Genomic DNA, 24,970 nt, shown 5'->3' with positions numbered 1-24,970 from the left:
ACCAGGGTAGTGCTCAGGCGCCCAGGGCCTCGGCCGCGATGTCGTGGTCGAACGGGCCGACGACGACGAGCGAGCGCGGGCGGGCGACGAGCTCGGCCGCCAGCTCCTGGACCTGCGCGGCCGTGACGGACCGGATGAGCTCGAGCGTCTCGTCGATGCCGGTCAGCTCGCCGTGGACGATCTCGGCGCGCCCGAGCCGCGACATCCGCGAGCCCGTGTCCTCGAGCCCGAGGACGACGTTCCCGCTCAGCTGGCCGATGCTCCGCGTCAGCTCGGCCTCGCCCATCGGCTCGGCGGCGATGCGCTCCCACTCGGCGGCGAGGAGGTCGACGACCTGGCGCGTCTTGCCGGGCGCGCACCCCGCGTAGAGCCCGACGACGCCGGCCTCGGCGTGGCTCGAGGCGAACGCGTACGTCGAGTACGCGAGGCCGCGGCGCTCACGGATCTCCTGGAACAGGCGCGAGCTCATCCCCCCGCCGAGGGCGGTCATGAGGACCGACAGGACGTAGCGCCGCTCGTCCGCGGCGATGAGCCCCTCGCACCCGAGGATGACGTTCGCCTGCTCGGTCGTGCGGTGCACCGTCACGGCCTGCCCGGCCCCGGGCAGGAGCTCGGGCGCGGGCACGACGGCGGCCCCGCCTCCCGGCACGCCTCCCCCGGCGCGGCGCCGGGCCACGGGCACGGCGGCCGGGTCGAGCGCCCAGCCGCCGCTCTCGACGGCGGCGAGCACCTGGGCGCACAGGGCGTCGTGGTCGACCGACCCCGACGCCGTGACGACGAGCTCGGACGGGGTGTACGTGCGGGCGTAGTGCTCGAGGACCGCCTCGCGCGGCACCGCCCGGATCGTCTCGGGCGTCCCGCCGATGGGACGGCCGAGCGGGTGCGGGTCGAGCACCGCCGCCGCGAAGTGCTCGTGGACGACGTCGACCGGGTCGTCCCCGGCCATCGCGAGCTCCTCGAGGATGACGTCCCGCTCGGTCTCGAACTCGACCGGGTCGAGGACCGAGGACGTCACCATGTCCGCGATGACGTCGACGGCCATGGGCACGTCGGCGTCGAGCACCCGGGCGTAGTAGCACGTGTGCTCCTTGCCGGTGGCGGCGTTCGCCTCCCCGCCGACGGCGTCGAACGTCTCGGCGATGTCGAGCGCACTGCGGCGGGCCGTGCCCTTGAAGAGCAGGTGCTGGAGGAAGTGGGTCGAGCCGTGGTGGCCGTCGGTCTCGTCGCGCGAGCCGACGGCCACCCAGGCACCGACCGTCGCCGAGCGCTGAGCGGGCATGGCCTCGCTCAGCACGCGGATCCCGCCCGGCAGGACGGAGCGCCGGATGACGCTGCCGTCCTGCTCGAGCGAGACCTCGGTGCCCGGCGAGCCCGCCGGGCCGAGGTTGAGTGCGTCAGGCACGTCAGGCGTCGCCGCCCTCACCCTCGCGGGTGCGGGTGCGGCGCTCACGGCGCGGGCGCTCGCGGCGCTCGCCGCGGCCACCCTCGGAGCGCTCGGTGCCGGCCTCGGCCTCGGCCGGGGCGTCCGTCGTCTCGGGGGCGTCGGACGCGGGGGTCTCCCCGTCCTCCTCGCCCTCGACGACGGCGTGCAGCGAGAGCTTGCCGCGGGGGTCGATCTCGGCGAGCTCGACCTGGACCTTGGCACCGACGGAGAGGACGTCCTCGACGTTCTCCACGCGCTTGCCACCGACGAGGCGGCGGACCTGCGAGATGTGCAGGAGGCCGTCCTTGCCGGGCGAGAGCGAGACGAAGGCGCCGAAGGACGTCGTCTTGACGACGGTCCCGACGAAGCGCTCGCCGACCTCAGGCATCTGCGGGTTCGCGATGGCGTTGACGGCCTGGCGGGCGGCCTCGGCCGAGGGGCCGTCGGTCGCGCCGATGTAGACGGTCCCGTCGTCCTCGATCGAGATGTCCGCGCCGGTGTCCTCCTGGATCTGGTTGATCATCTTGCCCTTCGGGCCGATGACCTCCCCGATCTTGTCGACGGGGACCTTGACCGTGATGACGCGGGGCGCCGTCGGGGCCATCTCGTCCGGGGCGTCGATCGCCTCGTTCATGACGTCGAGGATGTGCAGGCGCGCGTCGCGGGCCTGGGACAGCGCCCCGATGAGCACGGAGGACGGCAGGCCGCTCAGCTTCGTGTCGAGCTGGATGGCCGTGACGAACTCACGCGTGCCGGCGACCTTGAAGTCCATGTCGCCGAACGCGTCCTCGGCGCCGAGGATGTCGGTGAGGGCGGCGTAGCGCGTCTCGCCGTCGATCTCGTCGCTCATGAGGCCCATGGCGATGCCCGCGACGGGCGCGCGCAGCGGCACACCGGCGTTGAGCAGCGACAGGGTCGAGGCGCAGACGGAGCCCATCGACGTCGAGCCGTTGGACCCGAGCGCCTCGGAGACCTGGCGGATCGCGTAGGGGAACTCCTCGCGCGCCGGCAGGACGGGCATGAGCGCCCGCTCGGCGAGGGCACCGTGACCGATCTCGCGGCGCTTGGGCGAGCCCACGCGGCCCGTCTCACCGGTCGAGTAGGGCGGGAAGTTGTAGTTGTGCATGTACCGCTTGCGGGTCACCGGGGAGAGGGTGTCCAGCTGCTGCTCCATGCGCAGCATGTTGAGCGTGGTCACGCCCATGATCTGCGTCTCGCCACGCTCGAAGAGCGCGGAGCCGTGGACGCGGGGCAGGACCTCGACCTCGGCGGAGAGGGTGCGGATGTCGCGCAGCCCGCGCCCGTCCATGCGGACGCCGTCCGTGAGGACGCGCTGGCGCACGAACTGCTTCGTCACCGAGCGGTAGGCGGCGGAGAGCTCCTTCTCGCGGCCGGCGAACTGCTCGCCGAGCGCGCCGAGCATGGCGGCCTTGATCTCGTCGAGGCGCGACTCGCGCTCCTGCTTGCCGGAGATGGCGATCGCCTTGCTGAGGTCGGCGGCCACGTGGCCGGCGACGGCCTCGTAGGCGTCCGTCTGGTAGTCCGGGAAGAGCGGGAAGTCGGCGGTCGGCTTCGACGTCGTCGCGGCGAGCTCGGACTGGGCGGCGCACAGCGCCTGGATGAACCGCTTCGACGCCTCGAGGCCCTGGGCCACGACCTCCTCGGTCGGGGCGGTCGCGCCCTTGTCCTTGATGAGCGTCCAGGCGTTGTCCGTGGCCTCGGCCTCGACCATCATGACCGCGACGTCCTCGGCGCCGGAGGCGTCCGTGACGATGCGGCCGGCGACGACCATCGAGAAGACGGCCCGCTCGAGCTCGGAGTAGCGGGGGAAGGCGACCCACTGGTCGTCGATGAGGGCGACGCGGGTGCCGCCGATGGGCCCGGAGAAGGGCAGGCCGGCGATCTGGGTCGACATCGACGCGGCGTTGATCGCGAGGACGTCGTAGGCGTCGTCGGGGTGGAGCGCGAGGATCGTCTCGACGATCTGGATCTCGTTGCGCAGGCCCTTGACGAACGACGGGCGCAGCGGCCGGTCGATGAGGCGGCAGGCGAGGATCGCCTCGGTCGAGGGGCGGCCCTCGCGGCGGAAGAACGAGCCGGGGATCTTGCCGGCGGCGTACTGACGCTCCTCGACGTCCACCGTCAGGGGGAAGAAGTCGAAGTGGTCCTTGGGGTGCTTGCCGGCCGTCGTGGTCGACAGCACCATCGAGTCCTCGTCGAGGTAGGCGACGGCGGAGCCGTTGGCCTGGCGCGCGAGGCGGCCGGTCTCGAAGCGGACGGTGCGGGTGCCGAAGGAGCCATTGTCGATGACGGCTTCGGCGGACGTGATCTCGGGACCCTCCATGGGTGCCCTCCTTCGTGTTCGCCCGCGCCACGGGCCTGGCGGCCTTCGATCGAGGCCCACGGACCGCCTTCAGGCGCCGCGCACGCGCGGTGCCTGGTCGTTCCGGAGGCCACTACCGAGGACCGGACGAGGCGTGCGGCGCGGTGGTGTGTATCGGTGTTCAGTTGTGCCCGTGGCCGGTCCGGCCCTGGGCATGCACGACCGGCCCGGACCCGTCCAGGGTCCGAGCCGGTCGGAGGATCAGCGGCGCAGGCCGAGGCGCCCGATGAGGCTGCGGTAACGGTTGATGTCCGTCTTCTGCAGGTAGCCCAGCATGTTGCGGCGCTGGCCGACGAGCAGGAGCAGACCACGGCGCGTGTGGTGGTCGTGCTTGTGGACCTTGACGTGCTCGGTGAGGTCGAGGATCCGCTGCGTGAGCAGCGCGATCTGGACCTCGGGCGAACCCGTGTCACCCTCGTGGGTGGCGTACTCGGTGATGATGGACTGCTTGACGTCTGCAGCGAGGGGCACAGGTTCTCCTTGGTGTCGTTGCGCGGAGCTCCGGGGCATGTCCACCCGGGCATGACGCATCCGCGGCCGATCTGACGGCAGCGAACAGACTAGCAGACGCCCAGGATCCGCGCCGTCTCCGCGGTGTCGTCGGCCATCTGCGCGACGAGGGCGTCGACCCCGTCGAAGCGCACGGTGGGCCGCAGGCGCTGGACGAGCTCGACGACGACCTCCTCGCCGTAGAGCTCGAGGTCCGTGCGGCCGAGGACGTACGCCTCGACCTGGCGCACGACGCCGTCGAAGGTGGGGTTGACCCCGATGGAGACGGCGGCGGGCAGCCGCTCGGGCACCCCGTCCGTGCCGGCCCGCAGGAGCCAGCCGGCGTAGACGCCGTCGGCCGGGACCGCCCCGCTCGCGGCGGGGTCGAGGTTCGCCGTGGGGTAGCCGAGCTCGCGCCCGCGGGCCTCGCCGTGGACGACGACGCCGCGGATCCGGTGGGGACGGCCGAGGACCTGCGCCGCCCCGGCGACGTCACCGACCGTGAGGAGCTCGCGGACCCAGCTCGAGGACCAGCGCTGGGGCGCGTCGTCGCCGGCCACGTCGTCGACGACGCGCACGGTGAAGCCGTGGCGGGCGCCGAGCTCGGCCATCGTGCGGCGGTCCCCGGCGTTCTGCCAGCCGAACCGCGTGTCCGCGCCGATGACGACGCCACGGGCCCGCAGCGCCCCGACGAGGTAGGCGAGGACGAACTCCTCGGGCGTGGCCCGCGCGAAGTCGAGGGTGTAGGAGAGCACGAGGACGGCGTCGACGCCGGTCTGCGCGAGGAGCTCGAGCCGGTCGACGAGCCCCGTCAGCAGCGGCGGCGCCTCGTCGGGGCGGTGGACCTGGGCGGGGTGCGGGTCGAAGGTGACGACGACGGCGGGGGCCCCGGCCGCACGGGCCTCGGCCACGAGCTCGGCCAGCACCGCCCGGTGCCCGCGGTGGACGCCGTCGAAGTTCCCGATCGTCACGAAGGTCCGCTCGAGGTCCTCCGGGACCTCAGCAGTCCCCCGCCACACCTGCACCCTGCGCCTCCTCCGTCACCGTGGGTCACCGCCGGCGACCGGTGGAGAGACTACCGTCGGCGCCGTCCTCACCCGACGAGCACCCCGGCGATCGTGGCGGACATGAGGTTGCCGAGGGTGCCGGCGGCCACGGCACGCAGGCCGAGGCGCGCGATGACGCCGCGCTGGCTGGGTGCGATGCCGCCGAGCCCGCCGAGCAGGATGGCGAGCGAGCCGAGGTTGGCGAAGCCCGTGAGGGCGAACGTGACGACGGCCTGCGTCTTGTCGCTGTAGTCCTCGGCCTGCGGGGCGAAGTCGGCGAACGCGACGAACTCGTTGAGGACGACCTTCTGGCCGAGGAAGCTCCCGGCGTCGACGGCCTCGTGGAGGGGGACGCCGACGGCGGCCATGAGGGGCGAGAAGACGTACCCGAGGATCTCCTCGATCGAGAGGTCCCCGTAGCCGAAGAGGCCCCCGACCGCGCCGAGGACGAGGTTGGCGAGCGCGATGAGCGAGACGAAGGCGAGGAGCATGGCGCCGACGTTGAGCGCGAGGTCGAGCCCGTCCGAGGCGCCGCGCGAGGCGGCGTCGATGACGTTGACCGGGCGCTCCTCGTCGGCCTCCGCGTCGTCGGGCTCGTCGGGGCTGCCGGCAGCGGTCCCGGCCGTCGCGGCCCCCGCCGCGGCCCCGGCCGCCGTGGCGCCCGTCGCGGTCCCGCCCTCGCGCGCGCGGCGGGTCAGCTCCGCCATGCCGTCCTGGGTGGCGCCGCGGCGTGCGCCGCGCCGGAAGGCGGCCGCCAGCCGGCCGCCGAGGCCCCCGCCGTCCGCTGGGCGTCCGTCGGCCGCCGTCCCGGCGCCGCGCCTCGGCTGCTCCTCGCTCCCGGCGGGCGGGGCGGCGCCGCCTGCGCCGTCACCGTCGCGCGCGGGCGACGCGGTCGGCCCGATGTCGGCGAGCGCGTCCGCGGGCACGATGATCTTCGCCATGAGGAGCCCGGCGGGCGCCGCCATGAAGCTGGCCGCGATGAGGTACTCGAGGTTCGCGCCGAGGAGCGAGTAGCCGATGAGGACGGAGCCGGCGACCGTCGTCAGGCCCCCGCACATGACGGCGAAGATCTCCGAGGGCGTCATCCTCCTGATGTAGGGCCGGATGACGAGGGGCGCCTCGGTCTGCCCGACGAAGATGTTGGCGGCGGCGTTCATCGACTCCGGGCCGGTCGTCCCGAGCACCCGCGCGAGGGCGCCGCCGATCCAGCGCGTGACGAGCTGGAGCACGCCCACGTGGTAGAGCACGGCGGTGAGGGAGGCGAAGAAGACGATGACGGGCAGGACCTGGAACGCGAAGACCGAGCCCTCGTCCGGGAGGATCGCACCGAAGAGGAAGTCGATGCCGGCCGCGGAGGAGTCGATGACCGCCTGCACGCCGCTCGTCAGGGTGGACAGGACCCGCTGACCGGCCGGGACGTAGAGGACGAGGACGGCGAAGACCACCTGGACCACCAGCGCCAGGCCGACGGTGCGCACGCGGATCCGCCTCCGGTCGACGGACAGGAGCCAGGCGAGGAGCAGGACGACGACCATCCCGCCGATCCCCCACAGGACCTCGAGCACGGGGCCTCCGATCTCGCGCTGACGTGCCGCCGCGGTGCGCCCGAGGCGTGCCGACCCCGCGCCGCACCAGGTCTGCAGCGTCGCACAGGGGTCCGCCCTCCGCGCGCGGGGTGGGCGCGGGTGCTCAGGCGGGGTCGAGGACGAGCACGGGCCGCGTGCGGCCGCCGCGGTCCGCGACGAGGGCGACGACCGCGCCGTCCGGGGCCATGGCCGCGACGACGACGTCGCCCGTCCCTGCGCTGGGGATGGCGCGCCCGTAGCGCAGCTCGCCGGCCTCGGCGGTGGTGAGGTCGCGCACCGGCAGCACGGCGCGCGCGGCCTCGCTCAGGCCGACGAGGGCGACGGGCTCGCCGCGGGCGTGCGCGTCGCCGAGCGCCTCCACGTCGGCCGCGCCCTCGATCGCGAACGGGCCCACCCGGGTGCGGCGCAGCGCCGTGAGGTGCCCACCCGTGTCGAGGGCAGCCCCGAGGTCGCGGGCGAGGGCACGCACGTAGGTCCCGGACGAGCACGTGACGACGGCGTCGACGTCGACGACGGCGACACCGTCCTCGGTCGTGCCGCCGCGCACGCCGAGGACGTCGAAGCGGTGGATCGTCACGGGGCGCGGCGGCAGCTGGACGTCCTCGCCGCCGCGGACGCGGGCGTAGGACCGCTTGCCGTCCACCTTGATGGCGCTCACCGAGCTCGGGACCTGCTGGATCGGGCCGCGCAGGGGCCCGAGGGCGCGCTCGAGCGCCTCGGCGCCCAGGTCGGTCGCGCCGGGCGCGGTGACGACCTCGCCCTCGGCGTCGTCGGTGACGGTCGACTGGCCGAGGCGGATCGTCGCCGTGTACTCCTTGTCCGCGCCGACGAGGTAGGTGAGCAGCCGGGTCGCGCGGTTGACGCCGAGGATGAGCAGCCCCGTCGCCATGGGGTCGAGGGTGCCGGCGTGCCCGACCTTCTTCGTGCCCGCGAAGCGCCGGGTCCGGGCGACGACGTCGTGGCTCGTCCAGCCGGCCGGCTTGTCCACGAGGAGGATCCCGTCGGCGGGGTCGCTGGACCCGCTCGCGTGGCCGGGACGGTTGCGTGGCATCGCAGCGAGGCTAGCAGCGCGCTACGAGGGCTCGCCGCGCCGGCGGCGGGCCCGCAGGACGAGCTGCACCGCGGAGGCGACGAGGAGGACGGCGAAGATCCGTTGGAGGACGAGGCCCGGCAGGACGAGCGCCAGCGTCGCGCCGACCGGGGCGCCGAGGATCCCGCCGAGCCCGAGCCACGTCCCGGACCGCCAGTCGGTGTAGCCGTGCCGCGAGTTCCGCCACGCGGCCATGAGCGAGATCGGCACCATGACGGCGAGCGAGGTCCCCTGCGCCTCGTGCGCGGTGAAGGAGAAGACGAGGATGAGGATCGGGACGAGGACGACGCCTCCCCCGATGCCGATGAGCCCCGAGAGGGTGCCCATCGCCAGGCCGGCGAGGACGTACCCGGCGAAGGAGAGCGCGTCGAGCTCGAGCGCCTCCGCGGCCCCCTCGACCTCGATCCCCCACGCCATCCGCACGGCGACGGCGACCATGATGAACGCGAAGACCGTGCGGACCTGGGCCTCGGACATCCGGTGGACGAGCGCGCCGCCGACGAACGTGCCGGCCAGGCCACCGACGACGATGGCCAGCGCCGGGAGGAGGACGACCTCCCCGCCGACGACGTAGGCGATGGCCCCCGAGGCGGCCGTGAGGACGATCGCCACGAGGGAGGTCGCCTGGGCGCGCTTCTGCGCGAAGCCGAAGGCGAGGACGAGCAGCGGGACGAGGACGACTCCCCCGCCGACGCCGAGCAGCCCGGAGAGCACCCCCGTGGCCACCCCGGCCACGGCGAGCCGTGCGGTCAGCCCGCGGGAGGGACCGGCGGGGGCACCGGCGGACGCGCCGGTCACCGCTCGTCGGCGAGGTCGCCCTCGTCAGCCCCGTCGGTGGGAGTGTCGTCCGCGGTGGCGCCGTCGTCGGCCCGGTCGTCGGCCGCGTCAGCCGCGAGGGGGTCCTCGCCGTCGCCCGCGGCGGCGTCGTCCGCGTCGGCGGGGCGGCGGTAGGGGTCCGCGTCGCCGGCGGGCTTGGCGCCGGCGGCGAGGCGGGCGAGCTCCGCGTCGCGCTGGGCGGCAGCGCGGAGCGCCTCCTCGAGCCCGGCGGCCGTCTCCGGCACGGCGTCGGGCACGAACTCGAGCGTCGGGGTGAGCCGGATGCCGGTCTGCTTGCCGACCTCGGAGCGGATGACGCCCTTGGCCGAGGCGAGCGCCGCGGCCGAGCTCTCCCGCTCCTCGGGCGTGCCGAGGACGGTGTAGAAGATCGTCGCGTGCTGGAGGTCCCCGGTGACACGGACGTCCGTCACCGTGACGAAGCCGAGGCGGGGGTCCTTGATCCTCGTGTCGAGCATCCGCGCGACGATCTGCTGGATGCGCTCGGACAGCTTGCGGGCCCGCGCGGTGTCGGCCATGTCAGTCTCCGGTTCATCAGTGGTGCTCGGCGGCCGCCCACACTATCGCCGGGCCGGTCGGGTCGTGCGTCCGCGGGGCGGCGGGCGCGGGTGGTGAGCCACGAAGGCCCGGCTCGCTCACGCGAGCCGGGCCCCTGCGGGTGCCGCACGGGTCCGGGCGGACCCGGCCCCGTACGGCGGTCGGACGGTCGGACGGTCAACCGGTCGCGACGATCAGCGGCGGGGCTTCTCCCGCATCTCGAACGTCTCGATGGTGTCGCCTTCCTTGACGTCGTTGAACGAGCCGAGGCCGATACCGCACTCGAACCCTTCGCGGACCTCGGTGACGTCGTCCTTCTCGCGGCGCAGCGAGTCGACGGAGAGGTTGTCCCCGACGACGACGCCGTCCCGCAGCAGACGAGCCTTCGAGTTACGACGGATCGTCCCGGACCGCACGATCGAACCCGCGATGTTCCCGAACTTCGAGGAACGGAAGACCATGCGGATCTCGGCGGTGCCGAGCTGGACCTCCTCGTACTCCGGCTTGAGCATGCCGACGAGGGCCTGCTCGACGTCCTCGATCGCCGCGTAGATGACCGAGTAGTACCGGATGTCGACGCCCTCGCGGTCGGCCATCTCCGTGACCCGCTCGGCGGGACGCACGTTGAAGCCGATGATGATGGCGTTGTCGACCGTGGCGAGGTTGACGTCGTTCTGCGTGATCGCACCGACACCGCGGTGGATGATGCGCAGCTCGACGCCGTCGCCGACCTCGATCTTGAGCAGTGCGTCCTCGAGCGCCTCGACGGCACCGGACACGTCGCCCTTGAGGACGAGGTTGAGCGTCTCGACCTTGCCCTGCTCGAGGGCCTGCGTGAAGTCCTCGAGCGAGATGCGCTTGCGGCGCTTGGCGAGGGTCGCGGCGCGCTCGGCGGCCGCACGCTTGTCGGCGATCTGCCGGGCGGTGCGGTCGTCGCTCGCGACGAGGAACGTGTCGCCGGCGCGGGGCACCGACGTCAGGCCGAGGACCTGGACCGGACGGGCCGGGCCGGCCGCGGTGACCGACTCGCCGTACTCGTCGAACATCGCCCGGACGCGGCCGTGCGCCGTGCCCGCGACGATCGAGTCGCCGACGTGCAGCGTGCCCGACTGGACGAGGACGGTCGCGACGGAACCGCGACCCTTGTCGAGGTTCGCCTCGATGGCCACACCACGCGCGTCCTTGTCCGGGTTGGCCCGGAGGTCGAGCGCGGCGTCGGCCGTGAGGAGGACGGCCTCGAGGAGGTCGTCGATGCCCATGCGCTTGAGCGCGGAGATGTCGACGAACATCGTGTCGCCGCCGTACTCCTCCGCCACGAGGTTGTACTCGGTGAGCTGCTGGCGGATCTTGGCGGGGTTGGCCCCCTCCTTGTCCACCTTGTTGACGGCGACGACGATCGGCACGCCGGCGGACTGGGCGTGGTTGAGCGCCTCGACCGTCTGGGGCATGACGCCGTCGTCCGCCGCGACCACGAGGATCGCGATGTCGGTGACGTCGGCACCACGGGCACGCATGGCGGTGAACGCCTCGTGACCGGGGGTGTCGATGAACGTGAGGGCGCGCTCGACGCCCTCGTGCTCGGCGACGACCTGGTAGGCACCGATGTGCTGGGTGATGCCACCGGCCTCGCCGGCGACGACGTCCGTCCGCCTGATGGCGTCGAGCAGCTTCGTCTTTCCGTGGTCGACGTGACCCATGACGGTGACGACCGGCGGACGAGCAGCGAGGTCCTCGTCGGTCTCGGCGGCCTCCTCGGCCTCGAGGTCGATGTCGAACCCGCCGAGGAGCTCGCGGTCCTCCTCCTCCGGCGAGACGATCTCGATGACGTACCCGAGCTCGTCCCCGAGGGCCTTGAAGGTGTCCTCGTCGAGGGACTGGGTCGCGGTCGCCATCTCACCGAGGTGGAAGAGGACCGTGACCAGGCTCGCCGGGTTGGCGTCGATGCGGTCAGCGAAGTCCGCGAGGCTGGCGCCGGCGCGGATGCGGACGGTCGTCGAGCCGTCCCCGCGCGGGACCTGCACGCCGCCGATCGACGGCGCGGACTGCTGCTCGAACTCCTGACGCTTCGCGCGCTTCGACTTCCGTCCACGCACGGGGCGGCCACCGGCGCGCCCGAAGGCGCCCTGCGTGCCACCGCGGCCACCGCGGTTGGGGCCGCCGGGACGGCCGGCGAAGCCGCCGCCACCGCCACCGGGACGGCCGGCGAAGCCACCGGCGCCACCGGGACCGCCGCCGCCTCCGGGACCACCCGCGCCGGGACGGCCGCGGCCGCCCCCACGGGCGGGGGCGCCGGGGGTACCGACCGAGCTCTTGCCGGGCATCATGCCCGGCGTCGGACGAGGAGCGCCGCCCGGGCGTGCGGGACGCTCGGCAGCGGCACCCGGACGGGGGCTCGCGGGACGCGGGGCGCCCGGACGCGGTCCACCGCTGCCACCGGGCCGGGGCATGCCCTGGCTCGGCGCGAACGGGTTGTTGCCGGGGCGGGGGCCACCCGGACGCGGCCCACCGGGGCGGGGGCCACCGCTGCCACCGGCCCGGGGCATGCCCTGGCTCGGCGCGAACGGGTTGTTGCCCGGGCGCGGCGCGCCGGGGCGGGGGGCGGCGGGCGCATCCGGCTGGGCCGACGCCGCGGGAGCGGCGGGCTCTGCCTCGTGCGACGGCGCCGCTGCGGGGGCGGGGGCGGCCGGTGCCGGCGTGGGTGCCGGTGCCGGCGCGGGTGCCGGCGCGGGCTCCGCCGCCGTCGCCGGGGCGGGCCTCGGGGTCGGCGCGGGTGCGCTGGGCTGTGCCGTCGGCGCGGGTGCGCTCGGCTGCGCCTGCGGTGCGGGCGCGGCGGGCTGTGCCGGCGCCGCGGGCTGTGCGGGCGTGGGGGCCTGCTCTGCCTGCGGCTCGGGAGCCTTCTTGGCCGCCGGTCGGGGACCGGGGCTGGCGGACTTCTTGGGTGTCTCCGCCGGTGCTGCGGGCATTGCCTCACGCAGCTTGCGGACCACCGGGGCTTCGACTGTCGACGACGCCGACTTCACGAACTCTCCGAGTTCGCTCAGCTTGGCGAGCACCGTCTTGCTTTCGACGCCGAGCTCTTTCGCGAGCTCGTGGACGCGGACCTTTGCCACAACTCTCCTGTCTCGGCCCGCCCGGGACAGGGTGGGGCCGTCTTAGTGCATGGGGCTCATCGCTGGGTACTCATCGGGTGCCCATCGGCTTCCAACCCGCTTTCTACTTCGATGACTCGTTGTCATTGTCATTGGCGAACCAGGCGTGCACGGCGGCGAGGTCCACGCTCCCTGCGGTGTGCAGGGCTCGTGGGACTGCGCGTCGTCGTACGGCGAGGTCCAGGCACTGCTGGTCTGCGTGCAACCAGGCGCCTCGTCCGGGAGCGCTCGCCCTGCTGTCCACCACGACGCGGTCGGCGCCGGGGCGGTGCAGGACGACCCGCACCAGGGCGGACCGCGGGGCCTTGGCCCGGCACCCCACGCACGTCCGCACCGGTCCCGCGCCTGACGGAGGGGGATCTGGTGGTGTGTTCATGGGATGTCCGGGTGTGTGACCCGCCGGAGAGTCTACCCCGCTTCGTCCTCGGAACGCACAGGGGTGCCCGCAGCCGACCCCTGCGGATCGGGCGTGTCGTTGCTCACACCGGGTGCTGGGGCCTCGGCCTCGGCGCCGTCCACCGGCCCCGCGGGCGCGTCGGACTCGGGGACGGCGGTCACCGCCTCGCCCTCGGTGTCGGAGTGGATGTCGATCCTCCACCCCGTCAGGCGCGCGGCCAGGCGGGCGTTCTGCCCCTCCTTGCCGATCGCCAGGGAGAGCTGGTAGTCGGGGACGACGACGCGCGCGGCGCGCTCCTCGAGGCTGACGATCTCGACGCTGCTGACGCGGGCCGGGGAGAGCGCGCTCGCGACGAAACGGGCGGGGTCGTCGCTGTAGTCGACGATGTCGATCTTCTCGCCGTGGAGCTCGCTCATGACGGCGCGCACGCGCTGGCCCATGGGCCCGATGCAGGCGCCCTTGGCGTTGAGGCCCTGGACGTCGGTACGGACGGCCATCTTCGAGCGGTGCCCGGCCTCGCGGGCGAGGGCGACGATCTCGACGGTGCCGTCGGCGACCTCGGGGACCTCGAGCGCGAAGAGCTTGCGCACGAGGTTGGGGTGGGTGCGCGAGAGCGTGATCGAGGGGCCCTTCATCCCGCGGGACACCTCGAGGACGTAGGCGCGCAGGCGGTCGCCGTGCTTGTAGGTCTCCGTCGGCACCTGCTCGTGGGCGGGCAGGACGGCCTCGAGGTCGCCGACGTCGACGAGGACGGTCCGGGGGTCGCGGCCCTGCTGGACGACGCCGGCGATGACCTCGCCCGCGCGGTCGCGGTAGTTGCCCATGACCTGCTCGTCCTCGGCGTCCCGCAGGCGCTGGACGATGACGCTGCGGGCCGTCGACGTCGCGATCCGACCGAAGCCGCTCGGGGTGTCGTCGAACTCGCCGACGGCGTTGCCCTCCTCGTCGACCTCCGTGGCCAGCACGGTCACGCGCCCCGTGCGACGGTCGAGCTCGACGCGCGCCTTCTCGGCCGCGCCAGGGGTCCGGCTGTACGCGAGCAGCAGCGCCTCCTCGATGGCGCGGACCAGCACGTCCAGGCTGATCTCACGCTCCCGCTCGATCATCCTCAGCGCCGTCATGTCGATGTCCACGCGTCCTCCTCAGCCCTCGTCCTCGTCGAGCGCGTCCTCGTCGCGAGTGCGACGGAGCTCGGGCTCGACCTTCCCGCCGGTGATCCCGGCGAAGGAGATGTGCTCACGGACGTCGTCGCGCTCGAGCCGCACACCGTCGTCGTCGACGTCGACGATCCGGCCGCGCAGCGGGCCGGCCGCGGTGCGCAGCTCGACGAGGCGGCCGGTGGCCCGGCGGAAGTGGCGGGGCTCGGTGAGCGGGCGGTCGATCCCGGGCGTGCTCACCTCGAGGGTGTAGGCACCGGGGAGGACGTCGACGTCGTCGAGCGTGGCGGAGATCGCCCGCGAGACGTCGGCGAGGAGCTCGGAGTCGACGCCACCGGGACCGTCCGGCAGGTCGACGACGACGCGCACGACGCTGCGGCGTCCGGCCGAGCTCGCGGTCACGTCCTCGAGGAAGAGCGAGGACCGGATGACGACCGGCTCCAGGGCGGCGCGCAGCCGCTCCGAGACGTCCGAGGACCTGGGGCTCATCGCGACGATCCTCCTTCTCGACGGGGTGGGTGAACGGCGCCCACACTACCGACCCGGGGCGGCCCGGTGCGCGCCGGCCTGCGGCGCCGGGCGGCCCGGCGGACGTGGCAGGATCGGCCCCGATGCCTGCTCACACGCCCTCCCCGCGGCCGCGCGCGACCCGCACCGCCGCCCGGGCGGGGACCGGTGTGCTCATCCTCACCCTGCTCGCCGGCTGCGGCGTGCGGCTCGAGACGCCGCCGCCCACGATCCCCTCGCCTCCGGCCGCCGAGGTCCTGCGGCAGGACGTCGCCCTCGAGGCCCGTGACCTCACCGCCCGCTCCGCGAGCGCGCTCTCCGCGGGCGGCACCTCGGACGCGGTGGCCGACGCACTCACCGACGTCGAGGAGGCCGCGACGGCGCACCTCGCCGCGCTCGACGGCGTGTGGGAGCCGTGGCCCGGCTCGGGGCCGGACGCGACGGCCCCGCCCACCGCGGCACCGGGCGCGGGCTCCCCCGGCCCCGGCGGCGCGCCGGGCGCCGCAGCAGGTGGTGCGGGCGCGAGCGCCGCGGGCGCTGCGACGCCGGCCGACGTCCTCGCCCTGCTCGTCGCCGGAGCGCGCACCGCGCACGACGCCGCGCGCGGGCCCGGCGAGACGGCGCCCCTCCTCGCGGCCGTCGCCATCTCCCGCACGTACGCCGCGGTGGACCTCGCCGCGGCGCTCGGCACCGAGGCGGACGTCCCGCTCGGCACGCCGCTCCCGGACCCGGGCGGCGCCGGGGCACAGGCCGGGGCCGGAGCCGACGCCGACCTCCCCGCGGTCGGCGCCGAGACGGTCCACGCGCTCGACGCCGGGCGGTACGCGTTCGAGGTCGTCGCCGCGCGGACGTCGGGGCGGGAGCGCGACGCCGCCCTCGCGCGCGCGGCCCACCTGGCGGGGGTCGTGCGCGCGGTCGGGGACGGCGCCGAGCCCGTCGCCTACGACGTCACCGGGCCGCTCGGCTCGCCGCTCGCCGGGCAGACGCCCGAGCGCTCCCTCGCCGCCGCCGCCGAGCTCGACCTCGTCACCGCATGGGTGGGCGAGCTCGCGTCGGTGACCGACCTCGCCCAGCGCGCGGCCGTGCTCGACGCGGCGCACCACGCCGCCGGCCAGGCGCGCTCGTGGGGCGCCACGCTGCCAGCGTTGCCCGGGCTCGCGCCGTAGCGCAGGCTCGCGCCGTAGCGCGCCGCCCGGGCTGAGGCCCCGGCGCTCAGGCCAGGGCGGCGCGGACGGCGGCCGTGAGGGTGGCGACGGCGTCGCCGACCGCGACCTCCTGCCGCTCCCCTGCACGGCGGTCCCGGACCTCGACCGTCCCGTCGGCGACCCCGCGGCCGACGACGAGGACGAACGGCAGGCCGAGCAGCTCGGCGTCGGCGAACTTCACGCCCGCCGAGACCTTCGGGCGGTCGTCGAGGAGGACCTCGACGCCCGCCGCCTCGAGCTCGGCCGTCAGCGCCTCGGCGGTCTCGAGGACCACCGGGTCCTTGCCCGTCGCGACGACGTGGACGTGGGCGGGGGCGACGCCCGCCGGCCACGCGAGGCCCGCGTCGTCGTGGTTGGCCTCGGCGAGCGCGGCCAGGGCGCGGGTGACCCCGATGCCGTAGGAGCCCATCGTCACGACGACGGACTTGCCGTTCTCGTCGAGCACGGTGAGCCCGAGCGCCTCGGCGTACTTGCGGCCCAGGGCGAAGATGTGACCGATCTCGATGCCGCGCGCGAGCTCGAGCGGCCCGCTCCCGTCCGGCGCGGGGTCCCCGGCGCGGACCTCGGCGGCCTCGATCGTGCCGTCGGCGGTGAAGTCACGGCCGGCGACGAGGCCGAAGACGTGGTGGTCGGCGACGTCCGCGCCGGTGATCCAGCTCGTCCCGTCGACGACGCGGGGGTCGAGGAGGTAGCGCGGCGCGATCGTCGCGCTGCCCTCCGGGACCTGGGCGTTGGGGCCGAGCACGCGGGGGCCGATGTAGCCGCGGACGAGCTCGGGGTGGGCGGCGAAGTCGCCGTCCCCGGCGGGCTCGACCTCGGCCGGCTCGAGCGTCGCCTGGAGCCGCTTGAGGTCGACGTCGCGGTCGCCGGGCAGGCCGACGACGACGACCTCGCGCGCGCCGTCGGGGTGCTGGAGGGCGAGCACGACGTTCTTGAGCGTGTCCGCGGCCGTCCACTCCCGGTCCGCGCGGGGGTAGAGCTCGTTCGCGCGCGCGACGAGGCTCTCGATCGTCGCCGTGCCGGGCGTCTCGCGGACCTGCGCCGGGGGCGCGTCGGTCGCGTCGACGGGCTCGGGCACGGGCGTCGTCACGGCCTCGACGTTGGCGGCGTACCCGGCGGGCGAGCGCACGAACGTGTCCTCGCCGATCGCCGTCGGGAAGAGGAACTCCTCGCTGCGCGAGCCGCCCATGGCGCCGCTCATCGCCGCGACGATGACGTACTCGAGGCCGAGCCGGGTGAAGACGCGCTCGTAGGCGTCGCGCTGGGCGGCGTAGGACGCGTCGAGGCCGGCGTCGGCGACGTCGAAGGAGTACGCGTCCTTCATGACGAACTCGCGGCCACGGATGAGGCCGGCCCGGGGGCGGGCCTCGTCGCGGTACTTCGTCTGGATCTGGAAGAGCGTGATCGGCAGGTCCTTGTACGAGGAGTACAGGTCCTTGACGAGGAGGGTGAACATCTCCTCGTGGGTGGGCGCGAGGAGGTAGTCGCCGCCGCGACGGTCCTTGAGCCGGAAGAGGTTGGGGCCGTACTCGGTCCACCGCCCCGTGGCCTCGTACGGCTCGCGGGGCAGCAGCGCCGGGAAGTGGACCTCCTGGGCGCCGGCCGCCTCCATCTCCTCGCGGACGACCGCCTCGACCTTGCGCAGCACGCGCAGGCCGAGCGGCAGCCAGGTGTAGACCCCCGGGGCGGCGCGCCGGATGTAGCCGGCGCGCACGAGCAGCCGGTGGCTGGCGACCTCGGCGTCAACCGGGTCCTCGCGCAGGGTCTTGACGAACAGGGACGACATCCTCATGGGCACGCCCGCCAGCCTACCGACGCCCGCGGGGTCCGCCGGACGCGCGCGGGGTCCAGCCGACGCCCGCGGCACCGTGCCCAGCGTGATCCCTGGGCGGGCGGGGCTCCCGTGCGCGAGGATGGGCGCGTGCCCGAGATGCCGGAGGTCGAGGGCCTGGCCGCGTTCCTGCGGGAGCGTGCGGCCGGGCGGACGGTGGCGGCGGTCGAGGTCGGCGCCATCAGCGCGCTCAAGACCTACTCCCCCGCCCCCACCGAGCTCGTCGGCCGCGCCGTGAGCGGGGTCCACCGGCACGGCAAGTGGCTCGACGTCGCGCGCACCGCTCCCGACGGCGACCTCCACCTCGTCTTCCACCTCGCGCGGGCGGGCTGGCTGCGCTGGTACGACGCCGTGCCGGCGGCCGCCCTGCGCCCGGGGCGCTCCCCCATCGCCCTGCGGGTCCGCCTCGACGACGGCGCCGGCTTCGACCTCACCGAGGCGGGCACCCGCAAGCGCCTCGCCGTCCACGTCGTCGCCCGGCCGCAGGACGTGCCACCGATCGCCACGCTCGGCGTCGAGCCGCGCGACCTCACCCCCGAGGTCCTCACCCGCCTCCTGCAGGAGCGGAACCAGCAGGTCAAGGGCGTGCTGCGCAACCAGTCCGTCATCGCGGGCATCGGCAACGCCTACTCCGACGAGATCCTCCACGTGGCGCGGATGAGCCCGTTCGCGCCCACCCGCACCCTCGGCCCCGACGACGTCACCCGCCTCCACACGGCGATCCACGAGGTCCTCGACGCCGCCGTCGCCGCGTCGGCGGGCCGGCCGGCGGCCGAGCTCAAGGACGCCAAGCGGCAGGGCATGCGGGTCCACGGACGCGCGGGCGAGCCGTGCGGCGTGTGCGGGGACACGGTGCGCGAGGTCTCGTTCGCGGACTCGGCCCTGCAGTACTGCCCCACGTGCCAGACGGGCGGGCGTCTCCTCGCCGACCGGCGCATGTCGCGGCTCCTGCGCTGAGCGCTAGAAGAGCACCGTCGCGTACGTGCCGACCTGCGCGAACCCGGTGCGCCGGTACGTCGCCAGCGCGGGCGCGTTGAAGTCGTTGACGTAGAGGGACACGGTCGGTGCGAGGCGGGCCCGGGCGTCGGCGACGACGGCCGCCATCCCCGCGGCGGCGAGCCCTTTGCCGCGCAGCGACGGGTGGACCCACACACCCTGCACCTGCGCCACGCCCTGGGCCAGCGCCCCGACCTCCGCCTTGAAGACGACCCGGGGCCCGCGCCGCCCCTCGTCGATGCGGACGTAGCTGCGACCCGTCGCGACGAGCTCGTGGACGCGCGCCTCGTAGGCGCCCCCGGAGGAGACCGGGGAGTAGCCGACCTCCTCGGTGAACATGGCGACGCACGCCGGGATGATGAGGTCGAGCTCGTCGAGGCGACCCAGGCGCACGCGCGGGTCCGGCTGCACCGCCGGGTCCTGCGAGATGGCCATCGAGGGCTGGTCCGCGCGGATCTCCCGCGGCCGCGACCACGCGGGCTCGAGGCGCTGCCACAGGGCGAGGACCTGGTCGGCCGGCCCGACGATCGAGGAGCAGCGGCGTCCCCGGGCGCGCAGGTGCGCGGCGACGTCGACGACGTCGGCGGGGTCGGTGAGCCCGACGGGCACGAGGTTCGCCCCGGTCCAGCACAGCGCGCGCAGCGCCCCGTCCCGGAAGACGCCGAGGAGCTCGGTGCCGAGGATCGGGGTGTCGCCGAGCCGCTCCGCCTGGACCGCGGCGAGCACGCTGCCCACCGGGTCGCGTCCGCACAGGGCCAGCGCGTCGGCCCGCTCGTGCGCCCCGAGGGCGCGCACGCGCCCGACGTCCTCGCCCCGTCTCCTGACGAGCATCCGGGGGATGGTCCTCAGCCGACCGTGACGACGGGCGAGGCCCCGCCCTCGGCGGCCTCCATGCTCGCGGCGATGCGGTTCGCCTCGGCGATGAGCGTCTCGACGATCTGGTCCTCGGGGACCGTGCGCACGACCTCGCCCTTGACGAAGATCTGGCCCTTGCCGTTCCCGGAGGCCACTCCGAGGTCCGCCTCGCGGGCCTCGCCCGGTCCGTTGACGACGCAGCCCATGACGGCCACGCGCAGGGGGACCTCGAGGCCCTCGAGGCCGGCGGTCACGGCGTCGGCGAGCTCGTAGACGTCCACCTGCGCGCGCCCGCACGAGGGGCAGGAGACGATCTCGAGCTTGCGGGGCCGCAGGTTGAGCGACTGCAGGATCTGGATACCGACCTTGACCTCCTCGACCGGCGGGGCCGAGAGGGAGACGCGGATGGTGTCGCCGATGCCCTTGGAGAGCAGGGCGCCGAAGGCGGTGGCGGACTTGATCGTGCCCTGGAACGCCGGCCCGGCCTCGGTGACACCGAGGTGGAGCGGCCAGTCGCCGCGCTCGGAGAGCATCTCGTAGGCGCGCACCATGACGACCGGGTCGTTGTGCTTGACCGAGATCTTGAAGTCGTGGAAGCCGTGCTCCTCGAAGAGCGAGGCCTCCCACACGGCGGACTCGACGAGCGCCTCGGGCGTGGCCTTGCCGTACTTCTCGAGCAGGCGCGGGTCGAGCGAGCCGGCGTTGACGCCGATGCGGATGGAGACGCCGGCGTCCGAGGCCGCGCGGGCGATCGCCTTGACCTGGTCGTCGAACTTGCGGATGTTGCCCGGGTTGACCCGCACGGCCGCGCAGCCGGCGTCGATGGCCGCGAAGACGTACTTCGGCTGGAAGTGGATGTCCGCGATGACGGGGATCTGGGACTTCTTCGCGATGATCGGCAGCGCCTCGGCGTCGTCGGCGTTCGGCACGGCCACGCGCACGATGTCGCAGCCCGTCGCCGTGAGCGCCGCGATCTGCTGGAGCGTGCCGTTGATGTCGGTCGTCTTCGTCGTCGTCATCGACTGGACGGAGACGGGCGCGTCGCCCCCCACCTCGACGCTGCCGACCTTGATCTTGCGCGTCTGACGGCGCGGGGCCAGGACCGGCGGGGTTTCCTTGACGGTCGGCATTCCCAGAGAAATCGGTACGCTCACCCGTCCAGTATCGCTCACGCGGACGTCCCCGCGCATCGTGCCGCCCACCACACCTGTTCGCCGGTGCTCTCAGCCGGTGAGGGAGACGGGCCGGACGATGTCGGCGTAGGCGAGGAGCAGGCTCATCGCGGCCATGCCGACGACGACGACGTAGGTGAGCGGGAGCAGGCGCGCGACGTCGACGGGCCCGGGGTCCGTCCGTCCGCGCCAGCGGGCCAGCCTGCGGCGTGCGCCCTCCCACAGCGCCCCCGCGACGTGCCCGCCGTCGAGCGGCAGGAGCGGGAGGAGGTTGAAGACGAAGAGCGCGAGGTTGAGCGAGGCGAGGAGGCCGAGCATGTCGACGCTGCGCTCCCTCAGGCCGTAGTCCTCGCCCTCGAGCGAGGCGATCTCCCCCGCGAAGCGGCCGACGCCGACGAGCCCGACGACCCCCGGGTCCCGCTCCCCCTCGCCGAACGCGGCCTGCGCGATGGAGACGAGGCGCTGCGGGAGCGTGAGGACGACGCCGACCGTGCGGGTGACGGACTCCGCGACGTGGCCCGGCACGGCGCTAAGGGGCTGGGTGACGAGCTCGACCGCGGGCCCGATCCCGACGAAGGGCCGCTGCTCGGTGCGCGGCTCACCGGCCTCGTCGAGGACGACCTCCCCGCCCGAGACGACGGGCCGCTCGGCCAGGGCCGGCGTCACGGTGAGGGCGACCTCGGCGCCGTCGCGCTCGACGACGACGCGGGCGGCCCCGGTGCCGCTCGCGGCGATGGCGGCGGAGACCTCCTCCCACGTCGACGTCGGCGTGCCGTCCCACTCGCGCACGACGTCACCGGGCTGGAGGCCGGCGGTGGCGCCGGGCGCGGCGGGGTCGGACGGCGCGCACGCGGTGGCGGCGGGGTCCGCGGGCAGGCACTGCTGGACGGTGCCGAGCGTGGCCGTGTAGGCGGGCAGGCCGAGCCCGGTGACGATGACGGCGAGGAGCACGACGGCGATGAGGAGGTTCATGACCGGGCCGCCGAGCATGACGACGAGCTTCTTCGGCACGCTCAGGGCGTAGAAGGTCCGGTGCTCCTGGCCCGGCTCGACCTCGGCGAGGGAGTACTCCCGCGCCTCCTCGACGAGCGTGGCGCGCCCGTCGGCGCGCCGGCGCACCCGCGCCCCGGCCCGGGCGGGCGGGTACATCCCCGTCATGCGGACGAAGCCGCCGAGGGGCACGGCCTTGACGCCGTACTCGGTCTCGCCGCGGCGGCGGGACCACAGGGTGGGCCCGAACCCGATCATGTACTGGCTCACCCGGACGCCGAACCGCTTGGCGGGCAGGAGGTGGCCCACCTCGTGGAGGGCGATCGAGACGACGAGGCCGACGACGAGGACGAGGACGCCGACGAGGAAGCTCACGCCAGCTCCTCGATGCGGGCGTTCGCACGGGCGCGGGCCCAGCGCTCGGCGGCGAGGACGTCCTCGAGGGTGAGGGCCTGCGCCGGGGTGCCGTCGTGCTCGGCCAGGACCCGCTCGATGACCTCGGTGATGCCGAGGAAGGGCAGGCGCCCGGTGAGGAAGGCGCCGACGCACTCCTCGTTGGCGGCGTTGAGGACGCCGGGGTGCGTCGCGGACGCGGCGGCGGCCTCGCGGGCGAGGCGGACGGCCGGGAACGTGTCCTCGTCGAGCGGTTCGAAGGTCCACGCCGTCGGGCTGTCCCAGCGGCACGGCGCGACGGCGCGCTCGGGCCGGCGGGGCCACGACAGGCCGAGGGCGATGGGCAGGCGCATGTCCGGCGGGGAGGCCTGGGCGATCGTCGAGCCGTCGCGGAACTCGACCATGGAGTGCACGACGGACTGGGGGTGGACGACGACGGTGATGTCGGTGACGGCGACGTCGAAGAGGAGGTGCGCCTCGATGAGCTCGAGACCCTTGTTGACGAGGGTCGCCGAGTTGACGGTGATGACCGGGCCCATGGCCCACGTCGGGTGGGCGAGCGCCTGCTCGGCGCTGACGCCCGCGAGCTCGGCGCGCGTCCAGCCGCGGAACGGCCCGCCGGACGCGGTGAGGATGAGCCGGCGGACCTCGTCGGCCGAGCCGGAACGCAGCGCCTGGGCGATCGCCGAGTGCTCGGAGTCGACCGGGGCCACCTGGTCGGGCCGGCGCTGCGCGGCCCGCACGAGCGCGCCGCCCGCGACGAGGGACTCCTTGTTCGCCAGGGCGAGGTGCGAGCCGGCCCGCAGGGCGGCGAGGGTCGGCTCGAGGCCGACGGAGCCGGTGATGGCGTTGAGGACGACGTCCGCGCCGAGGCCCGCGACCTCGCTCGCGGCACGCGGCCCGTGGAGGATCTCGACGTCGGGCACGGCGCGGCCCGCCGCTCGCGCGCGGTCCGCGATGGCGGCGCGCAGGACGCCCGGGTCCCCGCCCGAGACGGCGACGACGGGCGCGCCGGTGTCGAGCACCTGCTGCGCGAGGAGGTCCGGCTGGCGGCCGCCGGCGCTCAGCGCCCGCACGTCGTAGGCCCCGGGCTCCGCGGCGAGGACGTCGAGCGCCTGCGTGCCGACGGAGCCCGTCGAGCCGAGCAGGACGAGCGAGGTGGCGCTCACTCGACGGCCAGGAGGACCTCGACGGCCCGGTCGATGAACGCGTCGACCGGGCCCTCGGCGTACGCGTGCCGCGTGCGGGCGGTCGGGAACGTCGCGTCGCGCAGCTCGGCGGCGGTGAGGTCGCCACCGGCGTCGAAGTACTCGACGAGCCGGTCGAGGATGTCGTCGACGGCGGTCGCCGCGTACCCGCGGCCGCGCTCGGGGGCGGCGAACCGCTCCCCCGCGGGCCGCACGAGTCGCGGGTAGAGGGACGTGGCGAGCTCGGCGGTCCGGTCCATCCACGCCCGCTGGCCGTGCGCGGCGATGAAGTCCTCGCGCCGGCGCTGGACGAGGGCGGCCTCGAGCCGGTCGAGCGCCGCGTCGACGGCGGAAGTCGCGTACCCCTGCCGGACGAGGTCGAAGGCGGCGCCCCGGACGTCGTCCTCGGTGAGGGTGGTGCCGGCCGGCGCGCCTGTCCCCGACCCGGCGGAGGACACCTCGTACGCGGCGCGGGCGCGGTCGAAGAACGCCTCGACCTGCTCGCGGTCGTACCCGGTGCTCATCCGCCCGACGATGGGGAACATCGCAGCCATGGTGTGGTCTACCTCTTCTCCACGAGGAGCTCGGCCGCGAGCTGGCCGCACGCGCCGTCGATGTCACTGCCGCGGGTGTCGCGCACCGTCGTCGGGATCCCGGCCCGGCGCAGGGTCGCGACGAACTCGTCCTCGACGCGCGGGTCGGACGCCGTCCACTTCGATCCCGGCGTCGGGTTGAGCGGGATCGGGTTGACGTGGATCCAGCCCTTGCCGCGGGCGTTGAGCTCGTCGGCGAGGAGCTGGGCACGCCAGGCGTGGTCGTTGATGTCACGGATGAGGGCGTACTCGATGCTCACCCGCCGACCGGTGACGTCGAAGTAGCGGCGCGCCGAGTCGAGGAGCTCGCCCACCTTCCACCGCGAGTTGATCGGGATGAGCTCGTCGCGGAGCTCGTCGTCCGGGGCGTGGAGGGAGACCGCGAGCGTCACGGGGATCTTCTCCGCGGCGAGCTTGTCGATCGCCGGGACGAGGCCCACCGTGGAGACGGTGATGTTGCGGGCGGACATGCCGAAGCCGTCCGGCGCCGGGTCCACCATGCGGCGCACCGCGCCGATGACGGCGCGGTAGTTCGCGAGCGGCTCGCCCATGCCCATGAAGACGACGTTCGTCAGGCGCGTGGGGCCGCCGGCGAGGGCGCCGTCGCGGCACGCGGCGGCGGCGAGCCGGACCTGCTCGACGATCTCCGCCGTCGAGAGGTTGCGCGTGAGGCCCTGCTGGCCGGTGGCGCAGAACGGGCACGCCATCCCGCAGCCGGCCTGGGAAGAGACGCACAGGGTGGCCCGCTCGCTGTAGCGCATGAGGACCGACTCGACCTTGGCCGCGTCGTGCAGGCTCCACAGGGTCTTGATCGTCGAGCCGCGGTCCGCCTCCATCGTGCGGACGGTCGTCAGCAGCTCGGGCAGGAGCTCCCCGACGAGGGTGCCGCGCCCGTCCGCCGGGAGGTCGCTCATGGCCGCGGCGTCGCGCGTGAGGTGCGTGAAGTAGTGCCGCGAGAGCTGGTCCGCGCGGAAGGCGGGCAGCGCGTGGTCCTTGACGGCCTCGGCGCGCTCGGCGCGGGAGAGGTCGGCGAGGTGTCGCGGCGGCTTGCCGCGCCGCGGGGCGGCGAAGGTCAGGCGCGGGCGGGCGCCGGGCGCAGGGGCGCCGGGCGTGGGCGGGAGGTCAGCAGTCTGAGACATGTCCCGGCAAT

At 74.5% G+C, this 24,970-nt stretch carries 21 protein-coding genes; 2 read left to right on the top strand and 19 right to left on the bottom strand.

Annotated features, from left to right (window positions below; genetic code table 11):
- Positions 1 to 13: 13 nt before the first annotated feature.
- The 12 genes from V2J63_RS11055 to rimP form a co-directional block, all read right to left on the bottom strand.
- Positions 14 to 1,402 (bottom strand): M16 family metallopeptidase, encoded by a 1,389-nt coding sequence (locus V2J63_RS11055; protein ID WP_331231087.1) that lies wholly within the window; start codon positions 1,400 to 1,402, stop codon positions 14 to 16.
- A 1-nt stretch (position 1,403) separates the two neighbouring features.
- Positions 1,404 to 3,767 (bottom strand): polyribonucleotide nucleotidyltransferase, encoded by a 2,364-nt coding sequence (locus V2J63_RS11050; protein ID WP_331231086.1) that lies wholly within the window; start codon positions 3,765 to 3,767, stop codon positions 1,404 to 1,406.
- 240 nt (positions 3,768 to 4,007) lie between these two features.
- Positions 4,008 to 4,277: a 30S ribosomal protein S15 gene (gene rpsO / locus V2J63_RS11045; RefSeq protein ID WP_331231085.1), complete on the bottom strand. Its 270-nt coding sequence runs from the start codon at positions 4,275 to 4,277 to the stop codon at positions 4,008 to 4,010.
- A gap of 89 nt (positions 4,278 to 4,366) precedes the next feature.
- Positions 4,367 to 5,320 (bottom strand): bifunctional riboflavin kinase/FAD synthetase, encoded by a 954-nt coding sequence (locus tag V2J63_RS11040; protein WP_331231084.1) that lies wholly within the window; start codon positions 5,318 to 5,320, stop codon positions 4,367 to 4,369.
- Between the two features lie 68 nt (positions 5,321 to 5,388).
- Complete coding sequence (locus V2J63_RS11035) at positions 5,389 to 6,876, bottom strand: NupC/NupG family nucleoside CNT transporter (RefSeq protein WP_491062027.1); 1,488 nt, start codon at positions 6,874 to 6,876, stop codon at positions 5,389 to 5,391.
- A 154-nt stretch (positions 6,877 to 7,030) separates the two neighbouring features.
- A complete protein-coding gene (gene truB / locus V2J63_RS11030) occupies positions 7,031 to 7,978 on the bottom strand; it encodes a tRNA pseudouridine(55) synthase TruB (protein WP_331231082.1) in 948 nt (315 codons plus the stop codon).
- A gap of 21 nt (positions 7,979 to 7,999) precedes the next feature.
- On the bottom strand, positions 8,000 to 8,815 hold the full coding sequence (locus V2J63_RS11025; RefSeq protein WP_331231081.1) for a sulfite exporter TauE/SafE family protein: 816 nt from the start codon (positions 8,813 to 8,815) through the stop codon (positions 8,000 to 8,002).
- On the bottom strand, positions 8,812 to 9,369 hold the full coding sequence (rbfA, locus tag V2J63_RS11020; protein WP_331231080.1) for a 30S ribosome-binding factor RbfA: 558 nt from the start codon (positions 9,367 to 9,369) through the stop codon (positions 8,812 to 8,814). The genes V2J63_RS11025 and rbfA overlap by 4 nt, the downstream gene beginning before the upstream one ends.
- 213 nt (positions 9,370 to 9,582) lie before the next feature.
- The gene (infB, locus tag V2J63_RS11015) at positions 9,583 to 12,498 is read right to left on the bottom strand and encodes a translation initiation factor IF-2 (protein ID WP_331231079.1); all 2,916 of its coding nucleotides are present in this window, start codon (positions 12,496 to 12,498) and stop codon (positions 9,583 to 9,585) included.
- Positions 12,499 to 12,601: 103 nt separating this feature from the next.
- Positions 12,602 to 12,913: a YlxR family protein gene (locus V2J63_RS11010; protein ID WP_331231078.1), complete on the bottom strand. Its 312-nt coding sequence runs from the start codon at positions 12,911 to 12,913 to the stop codon at positions 12,602 to 12,604.
- A 32-nt stretch (positions 12,914 to 12,945) separates the two neighbouring features.
- The gene (gene nusA, locus V2J63_RS11005; protein WP_331231077.1) at positions 12,946 to 14,067 is read right to left on the bottom strand and encodes a transcription termination factor NusA; all 1,122 of its coding nucleotides are present in this window, start codon (positions 14,065 to 14,067) and stop codon (positions 12,946 to 12,948) included.
- 9 nt (positions 14,068 to 14,076) lie between these two features.
- A complete protein-coding gene (gene rimP, locus V2J63_RS11000) occupies positions 14,077 to 14,580 on the bottom strand; it encodes a ribosome maturation factor RimP (protein WP_331231076.1) in 504 nt (167 codons plus the stop codon).
- A gap of 122 nt (positions 14,581 to 14,702) precedes the next feature.
- On the opposite strand from rimP, the gene V2J63_RS10995 reads away from it, so the two are divergent.
- Positions 14,703 to 15,764 (top strand): hypothetical protein, encoded by a 1,062-nt coding sequence (locus V2J63_RS10995; RefSeq protein ID WP_331231075.1) that lies wholly within the window; start codon positions 14,703 to 14,705, stop codon positions 15,762 to 15,764.
- 46 nt (positions 15,765 to 15,810) lie between these two features.
- Here V2J63_RS10995 and V2J63_RS10990 read toward each other — a convergent pair whose 3' ends face one another.
- Entirely contained in the window at positions 15,811 to 17,595 is a 1,785-nt protein-coding gene (locus tag V2J63_RS10990; protein ID WP_491062237.1) for a proline--tRNA ligase, read from the bottom strand.
- Between the two features lie 129 nt (positions 17,596 to 17,724).
- Between V2J63_RS10990 and V2J63_RS10985 the strand changes: the two genes are divergently transcribed.
- Positions 17,725 to 18,591 (top strand): Fpg/Nei family DNA glycosylase, encoded by an 867-nt coding sequence (locus tag V2J63_RS10985; RefSeq protein WP_331231074.1) that lies wholly within the window; start codon positions 17,725 to 17,727, stop codon positions 18,589 to 18,591.
- Positions 18,592 to 18,594: 3 nt separating this feature from the next.
- Here the strand turns inward: V2J63_RS10985 and V2J63_RS10980 are convergent, their stop codons facing one another.
- The 6 genes from V2J63_RS10980 to rlmN all read right to left on the bottom strand — a co-directional run bounded on the left by V2J63_RS10980 (position 18,595) and on the right by rlmN (position 24,959).
- The gene (locus tag V2J63_RS10980; RefSeq protein ID WP_331231073.1) at positions 18,595 to 19,461 is read right to left on the bottom strand and encodes a GNAT family N-acetyltransferase; all 867 of its coding nucleotides are present in this window, start codon (positions 19,459 to 19,461) and stop codon (positions 18,595 to 18,597) included.
- A gap of 14 nt (positions 19,462 to 19,475) precedes the next feature.
- The gene (gene ispG, locus V2J63_RS10975; protein ID WP_331231072.1) at positions 19,476 to 20,639 is read right to left on the bottom strand and encodes a flavodoxin-dependent (E)-4-hydroxy-3-methylbut-2-enyl-diphosphate synthase; all 1,164 of its coding nucleotides are present in this window, start codon (positions 20,637 to 20,639) and stop codon (positions 19,476 to 19,478) included.
- A gap of 69 nt (positions 20,640 to 20,708) precedes the next feature.
- Complete coding sequence (locus tag V2J63_RS10970; protein WP_331231071.1) at positions 20,709 to 22,022, bottom strand: M50 family metallopeptidase; 1,314 nt, start codon at positions 22,020 to 22,022, stop codon at positions 20,709 to 20,711.
- The gene (gene dxr / locus V2J63_RS10965) at positions 22,019 to 23,209 is read right to left on the bottom strand and encodes a 1-deoxy-D-xylulose-5-phosphate reductoisomerase (RefSeq protein ID WP_331231070.1); all 1,191 of its coding nucleotides are present in this window, start codon (positions 23,207 to 23,209) and stop codon (positions 22,019 to 22,021) included. The genes V2J63_RS10970 and dxr overlap by 4 nt, the downstream gene beginning before the upstream one ends.
- Positions 23,206 to 23,781, bottom strand: coding sequence for a DivIVA domain-containing protein (locus V2J63_RS10960; protein ID WP_331231069.1), 576 nt, complete (start codon positions 23,779 to 23,781; stop codon positions 23,206 to 23,208). The genes dxr and V2J63_RS10960 overlap by 4 nt, the downstream gene beginning before the upstream one ends.
- Before the next feature lie 8 nt (positions 23,782 to 23,789).
- On the bottom strand, positions 23,790 to 24,959 hold the full coding sequence (gene rlmN, locus V2J63_RS10955; RefSeq protein WP_331231068.1) for a dual-specificity RNA methyltransferase RlmN: 1,170 nt from the start codon (positions 24,957 to 24,959) through the stop codon (positions 23,790 to 23,792).
- Between the last annotated feature and the right edge of the window lie 11 nt (positions 24,960 to 24,970).

It is taken from the genome of Georgenia wangjunii (assembly GCF_036421975.1).
In the GTDB taxonomy this organism is placed as follows: domain Bacteria; phylum Actinomycetota; class Actinomycetes; order Actinomycetales; family Actinomycetaceae; genus Georgenia_A; species Georgenia_A wangjunii.
Note: the sequence above shows the minus strand (reverse complement) of the source record. Positions and strands in the feature narration are given on the sequence as shown.

Coding starts and splice junctions, on each gene's coding strand:
- truB (WP_331231082.1), bottom strand. CDS start 7,978: ATGCCACGCAACCGTCCCGGCCACGCGAGCGGGTCCAGCGACCCCGCC.
- V2J63_RS10990 (WP_491062237.1), bottom strand. CDS start 17,595: ATGAGGATGTCGTCCCTGTTCGTCAAGACCCTGCGCGAGGACCCGGTT.
- rimP (WP_331231076.1), bottom strand. CDS start 14,580: ATGAGCCCCAGGTCCTCGGACGTCTCGGAGCGGCTGCGCGCCGCCCTG.
- rlmN (WP_331231068.1), bottom strand. CDS start 24,959: ATGTCTCAGACTGCTGACCTCCCGCCCACGCCCGGCGCCCCTGCGCCC.
- V2J63_RS10995 (WP_331231075.1), top strand. CDS start 14,703: ATGCCTGCTCACACGCCCTCCCCGCGGCCGCGCGCGACCCGCACCGCC.
- V2J63_RS11035 (WP_491062027.1), bottom strand. CDS start 6,876: ATGGTCGTCGTCCTGCTCCTCGCCTGGCTCCTGTCCGTCGACCGGAGG.
- V2J63_RS11010 (WP_331231078.1), bottom strand. CDS start 12,913: ATGAACACACCACCAGATCCCCCTCCGTCAGGCGCGGGACCGGTGCGG.
- V2J63_RS10960 (WP_331231069.1), bottom strand. CDS start 23,781: ATGGCTGCGATGTTCCCCATCGTCGGGCGGATGAGCACCGGGTACGAC.
- rbfA (WP_331231080.1), bottom strand. CDS start 9,369: ATGGCCGACACCGCGCGGGCCCGCAAGCTGTCCGAGCGCATCCAGCAG.
- V2J63_RS11050 (WP_331231086.1), bottom strand. CDS start 3,767: ATGGAGGGTCCCGAGATCACGTCCGCCGAAGCCGTCATCGACAATGGC.
- V2J63_RS10980 (WP_331231073.1), bottom strand. CDS start 19,461: ATGCTCGTCAGGAGACGGGGCGAGGACGTCGGGCGCGTGCGCGCCCTC.